The 13,819-nt window shown below is 54.6% G+C and carries 15 protein-coding genes; 5 read left to right on the top strand and 10 right to left on the bottom strand.

The window, feature by feature from the left end; genetic code table 11:
• Window positions 1–28: 28 nt before the first annotated feature.
• The 5 genes from gyrB to FY156_15040 all read right to left on the bottom strand — a co-directional run bounded on the left by gyrB (window position 29) and on the right by FY156_15040 (window position 5,362).
• Window positions 29–2,464 (bottom strand): DNA topoisomerase (ATP-hydrolyzing) subunit B, encoded by a 2,436-nt coding sequence (gyrB, locus tag FY156_15060; protein ID UXS02698.1) that lies wholly within the window; start codon window positions 2,462–2,464, stop codon window positions 29–31.
• 153 nt (window positions 2,465–2,617) lie between these two features.
• Window positions 2,618–2,983, bottom strand: a complete 366-nt coding sequence (locus FY156_15055) for a helix-turn-helix transcriptional regulator (protein ID UXS02697.1) — start codon at window positions 2,981–2,983, stop codon at window positions 2,618–2,620.
• The gene (locus FY156_15050; GenBank protein ID UXS02696.1) at window positions 2,980–3,549 is read right to left on the bottom strand and encodes a Smr/MutS family protein; all 570 of its coding nucleotides are present in this window, start codon (window positions 3,547–3,549) and stop codon (window positions 2,980–2,982) included. The genes FY156_15055 and FY156_15050 overlap by 4 nt, the downstream gene beginning before the upstream one ends.
• Window positions 3,546–4,667, bottom strand: a complete 1,122-nt coding sequence (locus tag FY156_15045) for a murein transglycosylase A (GenBank protein UXS02695.1) — start codon at window positions 4,665–4,667, stop codon at window positions 3,546–3,548. The genes FY156_15050 and FY156_15045 overlap by 4 nt, the downstream gene beginning before the upstream one ends.
• On the bottom strand, window positions 4,664–5,362 hold the full coding sequence (locus FY156_15040) for a Tim44 domain-containing protein (GenBank protein UXS02694.1): 699 nt from the start codon (window positions 5,360–5,362) through the stop codon (window positions 4,664–4,666). Before FY156_15040 ends, FY156_15045 begins: the two co-directional genes overlap by 4 nt.
• A 140-nt stretch (window positions 5,363–5,502) precedes the next feature.
• Between FY156_15040 and fxsA the strand changes: the two genes are divergently transcribed.
• Window positions 5,503–6,039 (top strand): membrane protein FxsA, encoded by a 537-nt coding sequence (fxsA, locus tag FY156_15035; GenBank protein ID UXS02693.1) that lies wholly within the window; start codon window positions 5,503–5,505, stop codon window positions 6,037–6,039.
• 83 nt (window positions 6,040–6,122) lie between these two features.
• Window positions 6,123–6,605, top strand: coding sequence for a protein-export chaperone SecB (gene secB, locus FY156_15030; GenBank protein ID UXS02692.1), 483 nt, complete (start codon window positions 6,123–6,125; stop codon window positions 6,603–6,605).
• Window positions 6,606–6,698: 93 nt separating this feature from the next.
• Here the strand turns inward: secB and dnaQ are convergent, their stop codons facing one another.
• From dnaQ to FY156_15005, 5 genes are read right to left on the bottom strand one after another with little or no spacing between them, the layout of a single operon-like run.
• Complete coding sequence (dnaQ, locus tag FY156_15025; GenBank protein UXS02691.1) at window positions 6,699–7,397, bottom strand: DNA polymerase III subunit epsilon; 699 nt, start codon at window positions 7,395–7,397, stop codon at window positions 6,699–6,701.
• On the bottom strand, window positions 7,390–7,998 hold the full coding sequence (locus tag FY156_15020) for a dephospho-CoA kinase (GenBank protein UXS02690.1): 609 nt from the start codon (window positions 7,996–7,998) through the stop codon (window positions 7,390–7,392). Before FY156_15020 ends, dnaQ begins: the two co-directional genes overlap by 8 nt.
• A complete protein-coding gene (locus tag FY156_15015) occupies window positions 7,998–8,858 on the bottom strand; it encodes a shikimate dehydrogenase (protein UXS02689.1) in 861 nt (286 codons plus the stop codon). Before FY156_15015 ends, FY156_15020 begins: the two co-directional genes overlap by 1 nt.
• The gene (locus FY156_15010) at window positions 8,851–9,450 is read right to left on the bottom strand and encodes a Maf-like protein (protein ID UXS02688.1); all 600 of its coding nucleotides are present in this window, start codon (window positions 9,448–9,450) and stop codon (window positions 8,851–8,853) included. The genes FY156_15015 and FY156_15010 overlap by 8 nt, the downstream gene beginning before the upstream one ends.
• A gap of 31 nt (window positions 9,451–9,481) precedes the next feature.
• Window positions 9,482–10,303 (bottom strand): kinase/pyrophosphorylase, encoded by an 822-nt coding sequence (locus tag FY156_15005; GenBank protein UXS02687.1) that lies wholly within the window; start codon window positions 10,301–10,303, stop codon window positions 9,482–9,484.
• 409 nt (window positions 10,304–10,712) lie between these two features.
• On the opposite strand from FY156_15005, the gene FY156_15000 reads away from it, so the two are divergent.
• From FY156_15000 to FY156_14990, 3 genes are all read left to right on the top strand, one after another.
• A complete protein-coding gene (locus tag FY156_15000; protein UXS02686.1) occupies window positions 10,713–11,747 on the top strand; it encodes a uroporphyrinogen decarboxylase in 1,035 nt (344 codons plus the stop codon).
• Window positions 11,744–12,289: a protoporphyrinogen oxidase HemJ gene (gene hemJ / locus FY156_14995; protein UXS02685.1), complete on the top strand. Its 546-nt coding sequence runs from the start codon at window positions 11,744–11,746 to the stop codon at window positions 12,287–12,289. The genes FY156_15000 and hemJ overlap by 4 nt, the downstream gene beginning before the upstream one ends.
• A gap of 195 nt (window positions 12,290–12,484) precedes the next feature.
• Window positions 12,485–13,741 carry a transcription termination factor Rho gene (locus FY156_14990; protein ID UXS03165.1) on the top strand — a complete coding sequence of 419 codons (1,257 nt, stop codon included), beginning with the start codon at window positions 12,485–12,487 and terminating at the stop codon, window positions 13,739–13,741.
• Window positions 13,742–13,819: the final 78 nt, after the last annotated feature.

Below are 13,819 nucleotides of genomic sequence, written 5' to 3'. Positions count from 1 at the left end.
GAATCGTGGATGCAGACGCATCCCCAGATCAGATATCGAGATTGGCAACGCTCAGCGCATTTTCCTGAATGAAGTCGCGACGAGGCTCAACCTCATCCCCCATCAGGCGAGCAAACAGGCCATCCGCATCCGTTGCGTCGCTGATCTTCACCTGCAACAGCGAGCGGACATTGGCGTCCAGCGTGGTTTCCCAGAGCTGCTCGGCGTTCATTTCGCCGAGGCCCTTATAACGCTGCATGGACAGGCCCTTGCGTCCCGCTGCAAAAATCGCATCGAGAAGCGCACGCGGACCAGAGAGTTCCAGCGTCCCTTCCTTGCGCTGCAGGGTCGGAGGCGTCGCATAGACATCGCGGGTACGCACAGCGAGCTGGTCGATATGACGCGCATCGGCCGAACCAAGCAGACCCATATCGAGTGTCGAGACTTCCTTGACGCCGCGCACCATGCGCTCAAACCGTAGTCCGCCGTCTTCGAGAACCGTGCCGATCCAACCGCGTTCGGTCTCTTCGGCAATCATGTCCAGACGACGCGCAACCTCTGCAACGGTTTCTGCAGCACGCGAGGCATTCGCCGAAAGTTCGGGGTTGAGCGCGCCGGCAATGGCGGCCTGTTCGACAACCGAGCGGTTATAACGCGAATGAAGGCCATCGATCATCGAACGCATGCGTACCGCGTCGAGAATAACCTCGCGCAGATCCTCACCTACACGAACCTCACCGGAGCCCAGCGTCAGCGACGCTTCTTCGATACCCATCGAGATCAGGTAATCTTCCAGTGCCTTTTCGTCCTTGAGGTACTGGATCGACTTGCCGCGCGTGACCTTATAAAGCGGCGGCTGGGCGATATAAAGGTGCCCTCGTTCGATCAGTTCCGGCATCTGACGGAAGAAGAAAGTCAAAAGCAGCGTACGGATGTGGGCGCCGTCGACGTCAGCATCCGTCATGATAATGATCTTGTGATAACGCAGCTTGTCCGCGTTGAACTCGTCCTTGCCGATGGACGTGCCAAGCGCCGTAATCAGCGTACCGATTTCCTGGCTGGACAGCATCTTGTCGAAACGGGCGCGCTCGACGTTCAGGATCTTACCGCGCAACGGCAGAATGGCCTGGGTCTCGCGCGAACGGCCCTGCTTGGCAGAACCACCAGCGGAGTCACCCTCGACGAGGAACAGTTCGGACTTGGCCGGATCCCGTTCAGAGCAATCTGCGAGCTTGCCGGGCAACGACGCGATATCAAGCGCACCCTTGCGGCGCGTCAGTTCACGTGCCTTGCGTGCAGCTTCGCGAGCAACGGCCGCTTCAACGACCTTGCCAACCAGGATTTTTGCTTCGGTCGGATGTTCCTCGAACCATGTGCTCAGAGCCTCGTTGACGAGGTTTTCGACAACCGGGCGAACTTCGGACGAAACAAGTTTGTCCTTGGTCTGCGACGAGAACTTCGGATCGGGAACCTTCACCGAAAGAACGGCTGTCAGGCCTTCGCGGCAATCTTCACCCTGAAGGCTGACTTTTTCCTTCTTGGTAATGCCGGAGCTGTCCGCGTAGGAGGTAACCTGGCGCGTCAATGCTGCGCGGAAACCGGCCATATGCGTGCCGCCATCGCGCTGTGGGATGTTGTTGGTGAAGCAAAGTACGTTTTCGTGGTAGCTGTCGTTCCACCACATTGCGACTTCAACGGTAATACCGTCCTTTTCACCACGAATGGCAACCGGCTTGTCGACCAGTGGCTTCTTGGAGCGGTCCAGATAACGCACGAACGCCTCGAGACCGCCGTCATAAAGCAGTTCTTCCTGCTTGACGTCGGAATGACGCTTGTCGGTCAGCAGAATACGAACACCGGAATTCAGGAACGCCAGTTCGCGCAAACGGTGTTCGAGCGTGTTGTAATCGTATTCGGTCATCGTGAAGGTTTCAGGGCTCGCCAGGAAGGTCACTTCCGTGCCGGAGCGTCCTTCATACTCGCCGATAACCGAAAGCGGCGCATCTGCAACGCCGTGCGTAAAGCCGATTTCATGCAGCTTGCCACTGCGACGGATGCGCAATTTCAGCCAGACCGAAAGTGCGTTTACCACCGACACGCCCACGCCATGCAGACCGCCCGAGACCTTGTAGGAGTTCTGGTCGAACTTTCCGCCAGCATGCAGCTGCGTCATGATCACTTCCGCAGCCGATACACCTTCGGAGGAATGGATATCGGTTGGGATGCCGCGGCCATTGTCCGTTACCGTGACGGAGCCATCGGCATTCAACGTCACTGTCACCAGATCGGCATGGCCGGCCAGCGCTTCATCGATGGCGTTGTCCACCACCTCATAGACCATGTGGTGCAGACCGGAACCGTCATCGGTATCACCGATATACATGCCGGGCCGCTTACGCACGGCATCAAGGCCCTTGAGAACCTTGATCGAATCGGCTCCATATTCCGTGTTCGTGCCGACTTCGCTTGACGATGTTTCGGTCATAAGTACTCTTTCCAAAGTTTTCCCGGCCAAGTTTTTCTGAGAGGCTTAAGCCAGCGAATCACTCAAATTCCGACATACGACTATAGAAATTCCCAGCCAATATCCAAAGGCCGCATGTCCCAACCGCTGCATAAAGCAGGGGATATAAGGCTTTCAATCGCAAGAACGGCTTTTTTGCAGCACCGCCGTCAGTTCTTCTATCATAGTCGGCGACAGCTTGCGTATATCACGCGCAAGCTGATTGGCCAAAGCGGTATATTGTGGCGGCAAACCGGCCGTGTCGATGACAATGCGGGGATGGGACGATCCGGCCAGAAAAAACAGATCCTCGGCCTCGTCCCAGATGATATTGAAGTAACCGGCGATGCGCTGAAGAAGATCGAAGCTCGGTCGGCCGCGTTTTCCATGTTCCAATGCAGAAAGATAAGCAGGCGAAACACCGATGGCGGCCGCCATCTCCTTCTGCGTCACACCCTTGCGTTCCCGAAGCATGCGAACGGCTTCTGCAAAGGGCGTCATGATCTCTCACCGCGGCGTCTCGCCAACCGGACGTACAGGGCACCTTCTCCACCGTGGTTGATCGAGGCATCCTCGTAGGATGAAATCAAATAGCGGTATTCCGGTTTCGAGAACCACATGGGGACAGCACGCTTCAAGGCGCCATCACTGCCCATTGAACGCCCCTTACCGGTGATAACGAGTACATGACGCAAGCCGCGTTCATGCGCCTGCATCAGGAAATCCAAGAGAACGGCATGTGCTTCGCTCTGTATCATGCCGTGCAGATCGATACGTCCTTCCAACGGCAATCGTCCGCGCGTCAGCTTGCGCTTGACGGGCTTTTCGAGCGGGTGATGAGTTCTCTGCTTTGCCGGTGCTGCATTGGGCGGAGTTTCAGCATTTTCCACCAGCATGCGTGGGAAACCGAGCTTGCTCTTTTCCACCACAACAGGCTCAGGCGCCTCCTCCTCTATATCATCAAAAGCCAGCAAATCTTCGAGCTTGCCTGAGATAGGCCGAGTGGTTTTTGCCACTCTCCCCCAGAGAATCCGCTCATCCTTGCCGAGCTTCCGACTGCCTTTCATCCCCGATACCTCTCCGCCGCCGCGCGTGGCATCAATATATAAAAATCGGCGTCGTTGCGCACCGTTCCAGCCAGCTCACCCGCATCGAAGCCGGAACCCGTGAAAATATCCCCGCGGGCCGGACCGACAATTGCCGATCCCGTATCGAGCGCCAGCATTAGCCGCGCAAAGGGTTTCTCAGCATCGAGGTGCGTCAAAGTGGGCGCATGAATGTAAAACGGAAACCCGAACGTATGGATTAGCCGGTCGACAGCGAGCGAGCGGCCAGCAACGAGCGGAACCTTTGCAGCGGCAACCGGCCCCAGATCGAAGTCGGTCACATCGGCTTCGCGGAAGAAGATGTAGGACCGGTTATGCCACAGCACCTCGTCAACCTGACCAGGATGATCGGCGAGCCATGCCCGGATTGTCTGCATCGAGATGGTTTTCGGATCCAGCTCTCCCCGATCGAGAAGAAGTCTTCCTATCGGCGAGAACGGATGTCCGGCCTTTGCGGCATAGGTCACGCGCCTTATCTGTCCGTCGGGATATACCAGCCGTGCAGCGCCCTGTACGTGGACAAAAAAAAGGTCGACCTTGGATTTCGCCCAGGCAATCTCAAGTCCCCGCCCCTCAAGACACCCTTCATCGATCGCCCGGCGATCGGCAAAATAGGAAATACCGCCGCCATCCTGATGCCCGAAGGCGTAATAAGGATCGAAACCTTCCGGGCGATTTTTGTCGTCAATGTCAATGAGATCGGCCGGTCTGCGATATATCGGATATTTCCAGACGTCATCCGGGACAGCCGAAACCTGCAGCTCAGGCTCGTAAAATGCAGTTACGAATCCTGTCTTCCCGCCGTTTTGCGAAATGCGAAACGGTCGACAATTGTCTTCGAAAAACCGGCGCGCTTCACTGGCATCTTTTGGATCAGCATCTTTGGCTGTTTCCAATAAAGCAATGAGGTCATCAGCCGAAAGGCCAAGTTCTCCCGTCCGGTAAGGTTTAGCGGTCCGCAGGTGCCCGAGAATTCTGCGCATCGCAGAAAAAAGTTCGCGCGGATCGTCATTCTGCCATTGCGGCAGATCGCCGAAAGAGACCTCCTCGACGGAAAACTCGGCCGATGGCGTTTTCATTGTTCGGATTCAGTCGCGATGAGTTTCCAGTTCGGGTCACGAGAACGCGTGTCGCGCGAGAACGTCCAGATGTCATCCACCTCGGCAACGCTTTCCGGATCACCGTCCGTCAGCTTTCCATCCTTGTCATAGGTGGCAGAAATAAGCTGGCTGACGATACGAATGGTGATCTGTGCCTCGGAATCACGAACAAGAGCCTGCGTGATATCAGCTTTCTCAATGCCGACGAAGGTAGACTTGACCACCTCTCCGCGTGCTTCCCGTTCGGAGATGGCGGCATCGAAGCCTTCAAACACCTCTTTCGACAGCAAGTTTTTCAGAGTCTTGCGATCGCCATCGGCAAAAGCCATGACAATCATCTCATAGGCCATACGCGCCCCGTTAAGGAACTCCTTGGGGCTGAAGGATGCATCCTTGCCCATCAAGTCACGCAAAGCCGAGTTCAGCGCAGATCCAGAAGGCGCCATGGCGTCCACTTCGGAGAAGCGGGTTTCCTCATCGCCTTCTCCGCGCTTCGGCAAGGTCACGACCTTGTTATCGTCGGAGGTAGCGCCCTTTGCGACATCACGAGGGCTATAGGGGTCGAACGGTGGCTTTTCATTGCCTGTCCGGCGACCAAGAACGCTGCGCAACTGAAGAAAGATCAGCACCGCTGCCACGAGGAAAAACAAAGTGATAAAGTCGCTAAAGTTCATCTTTTACCGAGGCCGCCATTTAAATCCGAAATCTTGAACATCATATAGTCTGCATCTTATCATCATTCAAACATGCAGATTCAATCATCGGTGTCCTTAAGGCACACAATCTGCCCAAGACGCACACGCAAGGCTAGAATATGCGTTTTTCCTTCCTCCCCGTCATCGTTCTGATGATGCCGATCCTCGAGATTGCCGGTTTTATTATCGTCGGCAAGGCCATCGGTCTTTGGCTCACTCTGGCGCTTATCGTTTTTACGTCATTTCTCGGCTTGCTTATCCTGCGTCTGGGCGGGCTCAGCATGGTCAGAAACCTTCAGGATGCCGGACGCGCTGGTCGGCAGCCGGCCGATGAACTGGTGAATGGTGCCATGCGCGTCATCGCTGGCATATTGCTTTTCCTCCCCGGTTTCATCACCGACATTATCGGCTTGCTTCTTCTGTCTCCCGCAATCAGACGGTTTTTCTGGAAGACGTTTGGACCGCGCGTCGTTGTCGCCGGATCTTTTCGTCAATCCGGTTTTGAAGCAGGAGCACAATCCGGTTTTCGCAACGAGCCGAGAGGCGCGGGCGGCTCGAAGGTCGTCGATCTGGGCGAAGAGGAATTTCATCGCGATGGCCCGAACAATTCTCCCTGGTCAAACAAACCCGATGATCGTGATCTGCCCAAACCTTGACAGACCGGGCAAATGGTAGGGTTGTAAGGCTCCGGGTGAAATGATAGACCGCCTCCCACAAATTCATGCCGCGAGGAAATAGCATGACCGCTGAAAATGGTGCACAGGGCGCAGCAAGCCCATCTCTCAACATTCTTGCCCAGTACATCAAGGATCTCTCCTTCGAAAATCCGGGTGCTCCTCGTTCGCTTCAGGGCCGTGAAAATGCGCCCTCGATCAACATCAATGTAAACGTCAATGCAAACCCGATCTCCGGCTCGGATTTCGATGTTGTGCTGACGCTGAACGCAGAAGCGAAGGACGGCGACAAGGTATTGTTTGCTGCCGAGCTGGTTTATGGCGGTGTTTTCCGGATTGCAGGTTTCCCGCAGGAACACATGCTGCCGGTTCTCTTCATTGAGTGCCCACGTCTCCTCTTCCCGTTTGCACGACAGATCATTGCTGACGTGACGCGCAATGGCGGCTTCCCGCCGCTGATGATCGATCCTATTGACTTCGCGCAGATGTTTGCACAGCGCGTTGCGGAAGAGCAGGCCAGAGCCAAGGTTCAGGCTGTTCCGAACTGATGCGAAATAAGACGCATAAAAAAACCGGGCTCTTCAGCCCGGTTTTTTGTTGAGAGATTTTCGACAAATGCTGAGCGCTTTTCAGAAACTCCGTCAGTTCTGATAGCGGTTCCAGATTGCCTTGTCGCCCATTGCAAGAACAAGCTTTCCGTGAGCTGCAGCGGCATCCGCATCCAGCCTTTGAGGCAGGGGGTGAACGCGATGCATTGCCTCGATCGGTCCCTCGTCTTCGACAACCACCGTTTCTTCTTTGACGACGGATCCGAAACCGAGAGCGGTCTGGCGACCGCCAATCATCTCGATGTAAACTTCGGCCAGCAGTTCAGAGTCGAGAAGAGCGCCGTGTTTCGTTCGATGTGAATTGTCGATGCCGTAACGTCGGCAAAGAGCATCGAGGGAGTTTGGCCCCATCGGATTTTTTCGTCGTGCCAGCGATAACGTATCCGTCACCAGCTCGGGCGCGACCGGCGGGATGCCCAGGCGTGCAAATTCCGCGTTGATAAATCCCATATCGAATGTCGCGTTGTGCGCGACCCAGCGGGCGCCTTCGAAGAAGTCGCGGATCTGATCGACGACCTCAGCGAATTTCGGCTTGTCCAGAAGAGACTCGTCGGTAATTCCGTGGACGGCCAAGGCGTCCGGGTGAACCTTGCGGTCCTCAGGATTGATATAAAGATGCAGTGTTCTTCCCGTCGGGAAGTGATTGATAAGTTCGACGCCACCGATTTCAATCACACGATCCAGCTTTGATTCCAGTCCGGTGGTTTCGGTATCGAAGATAATCTCACGCATCTTTTTTTCCCGCGTCTCTTTTTCCAGCCAAATCGCTCAGGATTTCTTTTACCCTGCCGTGCGCTGCTTCGATACCACGACCGGTGTCGATGATGAAATCAGCACGGCGGCGCTTTTCAGCGTCTGGCATTTGTCTACTCAGGATCAGTTCAAACTTTTCTGGCGTCATGCCCGGTCGGGACAGCACGCGTTCTCGCTGGACATCAGCGTCACAGGTGGCAACGACGACGATGTCGACCCTTCGCTCAGCCCCGGTTTCAAACAACAGGGGAATATCGAGAAGGGCAAATTCTCTGCCTTGATCTCGCGAGGACTGGAGAAACTCCTGCTGCTTCTTTTGAACAAGCGGATGTACGATGTTTTCCAGCTTCTTAAAATTAGCCGGATTCTCCTTTAATAATTCACCGAGTCTCACCCGATCAACTCCGCCCTCTCCCGTCGATCCCGGAAAGGCCGCCTCGATCAAAGCAACTGCTTCGTCTCGATAAAGATCGTGCACCACCCTATCGGAATCGAGAACTGCGACACCCTCTCTAGCAAAAAGGCCGGCGGTCGTTGTCTTGCCCATTCCGATAGAGCCGGTAAGACCGATAACCAACATCAATGTTTCTCCATATCCTCGATAATCATCGAGCGGAGCGTTTGATCAACCTCGGGTATTTTTCCGAACCATTTCTCAAAACCCGGCTTTGCCTGATGAAGAAGCATGCCCAGGCCATCTACAGTCGCAAGCCCCTGCTTTTCGGCCATGCGCAGAATAGGTGTCTTCAACGGCACGTAAACAATATCGGTCACCACAGCACCGTCTGACAAGCGCGAGAAATCAAAATGCGGTGCTTCCGTCCCATCCATTCCCAACGACGTTGTGTTCACGAACAGGCCAGCGCCCTGCATCACTTCACCCAAGGCAGACATGGAATGAGCAAAAACCCGTTTTCCGAAGCGGTCGGCAAGCTCCCGTGCCCGTTCTTCCGTTCGGTTGAGAACGTGTATTTCAGCGATACCGCGATTTCTCAGGGACTGGATGACAGCGCGGCTTGCGCCGCCCGCTCCAAGGACAACAGCACTTTGTATTTTGTCCCAGCCAGAGTGGCGATCATCGAGATTGGAGACAAAGCCATATCCATCCGTGTTGGTCGCACAGAGTTTTCCGTTCTCGAACCAGAGCGTGTTGGCAGCGCCCAGTTCTTCGGCCAGCGTGTCCGGCCGGTCCGCCAGCTTAAAAGCGGCCTCCTTATGAGGTATTGTGACGTTGCCGCCGACGAAACCGTCAGACCGTTGTTCCTTCAGATCGGATATGAAGGCCGCGAATGCGTCAGGCGAGACTTCCACCGAACGGTACGTACCGTCGATCCCGAATGTTTTCAGCCAATGAGAATGGATGATGGGCGACCGGGAGTGTTTGATTGGGTAGCCGACAACGAAGGCGTTCATGGTTAATGTTTCACGTGAATCAGCCATCGATGACACCAAGTTCCCTTAACTTTTCCAGAAGCGGCAGAAGCGAAAGACCGAGAATGGTGAAATAGTCGCCTTCGATGGAGGTGAATAGCTGGATTCCCTCTCCCTCAAGCTGATAGGCACCCACACTCGTGAGCGCCTTCGTCCCGACCTTTCCCAGATGCCTTGTCACAAAATCGTCCGTCAATGTGCGGACTGTCAAATCAGCGGTCGTGACGATCTGCCAGATCGTCTCGCCGTCTTTCATCAAGACGGCAGCACTGTTCAACCGGTGCGTCTTTCCCGAGAGAGATATCAGATGGGAATGTGCCTCATCCATGTCCTTCGGTTTATGATAAACCCTGCTGCCGAGCGCCATGGTCTGGTCGCAGCCAAGCACTATCGCGGCGGGGTGCAGTTTGCTGACAGCACATGCCTTGGCCTTCGCCAGTTCAAGCGCAACCTCTTGCGGAGAGACCCCGCTTTTTTCCAGCCTCTCGTCAATCGCTCTTTCATCGATGTCGGCCGGAATTGCCGAAAACACCAGTCCCGCGTTGCGCATCAACATTTGCCTGGACGCACTGGACGAGGCGAGGATCAGGTCTTGTTTCATGGATCAACTGCTCCGAAAATCGAAAACCGAATTATCGTGTCCGTGGGCGAAGGGCAAGAATTGCCGCTGCGGTTTCCTCGATTGAGCGACGCGTGACATCGATCAGGGGCCAGTTGTTGCGAGCACAGAGCGCGCGGGCATATTTCAGTTCTTCCATAATCGTGGCGCGGTCGGTGTACCGCCCCTGGTCAAATCCGCCTGTTGCACCAAGTTCCCTGTTCTCACGAACCTGCGAGATGCGGTCTGATGTCGCGACCAGTCCCACGATGAGCGGACGTGTTGCCCTGTAAAGGCTTTCTGGTAGCGGCACGTTTGGCACCACGGGAATGTTGGCTGTCTTTATGCCACGGTTGGCGAGATAGATGCTCGTCGGCGTTTTCGATGTTCGGCTGATACCAATAATGACGATGTCGGCATCGTCGTAGGTCTCGGGCATCTGTCCGTCATCGTGGTCCATCGCGAAATTCAGCGCTTCGATCCGCGCAAAATAATCGGCATTCAACGCGTGTTGCGCTCCGACCCGTCGCCTCGATGGTGCACCGAGGTATGTCTGAAAAATGCCGATGATCGGTTCCAGCACGTTGACGCTTGGAACACCGATCGCATGACAGCGCAGATCCAGAAACTCCGCCAACTGCTGATCGACGATCGTGTAGAGGACAATGCCCGGCTCCTGGTCGATCAGATCCAGAACACGCGCCAGCTGTTTCTGATTTCGGATCATCGGATAAACATGTTCCACAGGCATGAAAGCATGAAACTGCGCGGAGACGGCGCGGCCGGCCGACATAAGAGTCTCTCCCGTTGAGTCCGAAATCAAATGCAAATGGAAGAAACTTTTTTTGTTCTCCACGCTGTTTTTCTCCCGCTGTTGATAACGCTGGACAAACTCGGGAAATGTTCCCTGGCAGAACCGGCGGTGCGAATAAGGTTCCCTTTTTCCACAATCCGCAAGTGACTTTGTTTCGAAAAACCGGGCTTGTGAATTTCGTGAACAAGATTTCCATCGAGAGATTCTATCAACAGACTATCCACAGCATGATGGGGCCTAACTGATAATTCAAGATACTGATAAATATGGATTAAATTGGTTATCCCGCTCTCAAGGCGTACAAGGCAGGTGTTTTATCCACGCCGACAGACAAATGTCCCGAGATGCGGCATTTCGACTGGAAAGATTTTAATCCTTGATACCCACCGACTCTAAGAAATAGAAAATCTTTTAAATCTCTTTGATTTTAGATTTGGAAAAGTAGGAAGCCATGACAGAGCGTAAGGTGATGAGAGTGTTGAGCGGAGAGACGGTCACACCACCGCCCGTTTGGCTGATGCGACAAGCTGGTCGCTATCTCCCCGAGTATCGGGAAACGCGCAGGCAGGCAGGAAGTTTCCTTGATCTCTGTTATAACCCGGAACTGGCGACCGAAGTGACGTTGCAACCGATCCGTCGCTTTGGTTTCGATGCAGCCATTCTCTTTTCCGATATTCTGGTGATACCAGATGGCCTCGACCGGAACGTCACTTTCAGCGAAGGCAAGGGACCGGCAATGGACCCGATCGACGCGGCTGGCATTGACAAACTGGATGCGAGGAATGTGCTCTCCCATCTTTCGCCGGTGTTTGAGACGGTGTCACGCTTGCGCAAGGCGCTCCCTGGCGAGACGACCCTTCTTGGCTTTTGTGGTGCTCCCTGGACGGTGGCAACCTACATGATCGCCGGCCACGGAACGCCAGACCAGGCCCCGGCGCGTCTCTTCGGCTATCAGGAGCGCGGGGCAATGGAAAAGCTGCTTGCCCTGCTTGCCGATATCTCTGCCGATTATCTCGTTGAGCAGATCGATGCAGGTGCAGACGCCGTCCAGATATTCGATTCCTGGGCCGGGGTTCTTGGCGAGAGGGAATTTGAGGAATATGCGATAAAACCGGTTGCGCGGATCGTCTCTTCGGTACGAGCAAGACGCCCCTCGGCAAAGATTATCGCCTTTGCCAAAGGTGCAGGCTATCTCCTCAAGGATTACCGGCAAAAAACCGGAGCTGATGCGATTGGACTAGATTGGTCAGTTCCCCTCAGCTTTGCTCGTGAGCTGCAGAAAGACGGTCCCGTGCAAGGCAACCTCGATCCGATGCTGATGATTGCCGGAGGCAAGTCACTCGATGACGGAATTGATGCTGTGTTGCAGGCGCTGGGTCAGGGTCCGCTGATTTTCAATCTTGGGCACGGGATCACACCACAGGCGGACCCGGAAAATGTTGCGCGTCTCGTGAAGCGCGTTCACGGTTTTGGAGACAGGGGATGAGCGAGGAGAAACAGACTTCCGTTCGTGCCGGCAGCAGGGCCGCCTTTCGTGCCGCAACAGCCCTCTGTCTGTTCGGAATTGGCGTCGCCCTGATTTTCTTTTCGGACCCCGCCGATCTCTATCTGTGGATCAAGGCGCTGCACATCATCGCGGTGATTTCTTGGATGGCGGCGATTTTCTATCTGCCGCGCCTGTTCATATACCACACGGATGCGCCTGTTGGTTCGCAGCAATCCGAAACGTTCAAGGTCATGGAGCGGCGGCTCGTCAAGATCATTATGAACCCTGCCATGATGATTTCGTGGGTGCTTGGACTTTACCTTGCCTGGTCGGTCTATGGATTTTCCGGTGGCTGGCTGCATGCCAAAATCGGATTGGTCGTGCTTCTGACGGTCACCCATGTCTATTTCACGCGCAGCGCCAAGCGCTTCTCCAGAGACGAGAACACCCGTTCGGCCCGTCACTGGCGGTTGATGAATGAAGTTCCGACCCTGTTGATGATTGCGATTGTCATACTTGTGGTTGTGAAACCCTTCGTGTAGGGAGCCATTGCGATAAATTTCGCGGAATTCGTGCTTCCCCCTTGCGGTGAAGAGGTTCACTCGCTATTTTCACCGCACTCATCTTCGTGGCATGTGAATTATTCAGTCACCTGGGGTACCTCCCACAGTATCTGATTCGCGAACACGCCCTCCCCCGACATAACATTACTAAACGGTCTTCTCTTCATGGCTGAAATGAAGCTTCAGGAACTCAAGAGCAAATCGCCTACCGACTTGCTGACTTTTGCCGAATCCCTGGAAGTTGAAAATGCGAGCACCATGCGCAAGCAGGAACTCATGTTCGCGATCCTCAAGGTTCTCGCAAGTCAGGACATCGAAATTATCGGTGAAGGCGTTGTCGAGGTTCTTCAGGATGGCTTCGGCTTCCTGCGTTCCGCCAATGCAAACTATCTGCCAGGTCCGGACGATATTTACATTTCGCCCTCGCAGATCCGCCGCTTTTCACTGAAAACAGGTGATACGGTTGAAGGACCCATCCGCGGTCCGAAAGAAGGCGAGCGTTATTTCGCCCTTCTCAAAGTCAACACGATCAATTTCGATGATCCTGAAAAGATCCGTCACAAAGTTCACTTCGACAACCTGACGCCGCTTTATCCAAACGAGCGCTTCAAGATGGAACTTGATGTTCCGACCTCGAAGGATCTTTCCTCTCGTGTGATCGATCTGGTGGCGCCACTCGGTAAAGGTCAACGCGGTCTGATCGTTGCTCCACCACGCACGGGTAAAACTGTTCTTTTGCAGAACATCGCTCATTCGATAACGGCGAATCATCCGGAATGTTACCTGATCGTTCTTCTGATCGACGAACGTCCCGAAGAAGTGACGGATATGCAGCGTTCGGTGAAGGGCGAAGTTGTTTCTTCCACCTTCGACGAACCGGCCGTTCGCCACGTTCAGGTTGCCGAGATGGTAATCGAAAAGGCCAAGCGTCTTGTTGAACACGGTCGCGACGTTGTGATCCTGCTCGACTCGATCACGCGTCTTGGCCGCGCATACAACACTGTTGTGCCGTCTTCAGGTAAGGTTTTGACGGGTGGTGTGGATGCGAACGCCTTGCAGCGCCCGAAGCGCTTCTTCGGCGCTGCGCGTAACATCGAAGAAGGCGGCTCTCTGACGATCATTGCAACGGCGCTGATCGACACCGGCAGCCGTATGGATGAAGTGATCTTCGAAGAATTCAAGGGTACAGGTAACTCGGAAATCGTTCTTGACCGCAAGGTCGCTGATAAGCGTATCTTCCCGGCACTGGATATCCTGAAGTCTGGTACCCGTAAGGAAGATCTCCTGGTTCCGCGTCAGGATCTGCAGAAGATCTTCGTTCTCCGCCGGATTCTTGCACCGATGGGAACGATGGACGCAATCGAGTTCCTGATCGACAAGCTCAAGCAGACAAAGAACAATTCGGATTTCTTCGAATCAATGAATACCTGATCCTTATCCGGATTCATTTCAGTGTTACAAAAGCCGCGTCCGTTTCCAACGGGTGCGGCTTCCCTTTTTGGATCACAG

Origin of the sequence: Agrobacterium tumefaciens (genome assembly GCA_025559845.1) — a bacterium.
Taxonomy (GTDB): Bacteria; Pseudomonadota; Alphaproteobacteria; order Rhizobiales; family Rhizobiaceae; genus Agrobacterium.
This window is presented reverse-complemented; position numbering and strand designations above follow the sequence as displayed.

Excerpts from the sequence above, each read along its gene's own strand:
- gyrB (UXS02698.1), bottom strand. The coding sequence starts at position 2,464 with ATGACCGAAACATCGTCAAGCGAAGTCGGCACGAACACGGAATATGGA.
- FY156_15055 (UXS02697.1), bottom strand. The coding sequence starts at position 2,983 with ATGACGCCCTTTGCAGAAGCCGTTCGCATGCTTCGGGAACGCAAGGGT.
- FY156_15050 (UXS02696.1), bottom strand. The coding sequence starts at position 3,549 with ATGAAAGGCAGTCGGAAGCTCGGCAAGGATGAGCGGATTCTCTGGGGG.
- FY156_15045 (UXS02695.1), bottom strand. The coding sequence starts at position 4,667 with ATGAAAACGCCATCGGCCGAGTTTTCCGTCGAGGAGGTCTCTTTCGGC.
- FY156_15040 (UXS02694.1), bottom strand. The coding sequence starts at position 5,362 with ATGAACTTTAGCGACTTTATCACTTTGTTTTTCCTCGTGGCAGCGGTG.
- fxsA (UXS02693.1), top strand. The coding sequence starts at position 5,503 with ATGCGTTTTTCCTTCCTCCCCGTCATCGTTCTGATGATGCCGATCCTC.
- secB (UXS02692.1), top strand. The coding sequence starts at position 6,123 with ATGACCGCTGAAAATGGTGCACAGGGCGCAGCAAGCCCATCTCTCAAC.
- dnaQ (UXS02691.1), bottom strand. The coding sequence starts at position 7,397 with ATGCGTGAGATTATCTTCGATACCGAAACCACCGGACTGGAATCAAAG.
- FY156_15020 (UXS02690.1), bottom strand. The coding sequence starts at position 7,998 with ATGTTGGTTATCGGTCTTACCGGCTCTATCGGAATGGGCAAGACAACG.
- FY156_15015 (UXS02689.1), bottom strand. The coding sequence starts at position 8,858 with ATGGCTGATTCACGTGAAACATTAACCATGAACGCCTTCGTTGTCGGC.
- FY156_15010 (UXS02688.1), bottom strand. The coding sequence starts at position 9,450 with ATGAAACAAGACCTGATCCTCGCCTCGTCCAGTGCGTCCAGGCAAATG.
- FY156_15000 (UXS02686.1), top strand. The coding sequence starts at position 10,713 with ATGACAGAGCGTAAGGTGATGAGAGTGTTGAGCGGAGAGACGGTCACA.
- hemJ (UXS02685.1), top strand. The coding sequence starts at position 11,744 with ATGAGCGAGGAGAAACAGACTTCCGTTCGTGCCGGCAGCAGGGCCGCC.
- FY156_14990 (UXS03165.1), top strand. The coding sequence starts at position 12,485 with ATGAAGCTTCAGGAACTCAAGAGCAAATCGCCTACCGACTTGCTGACT.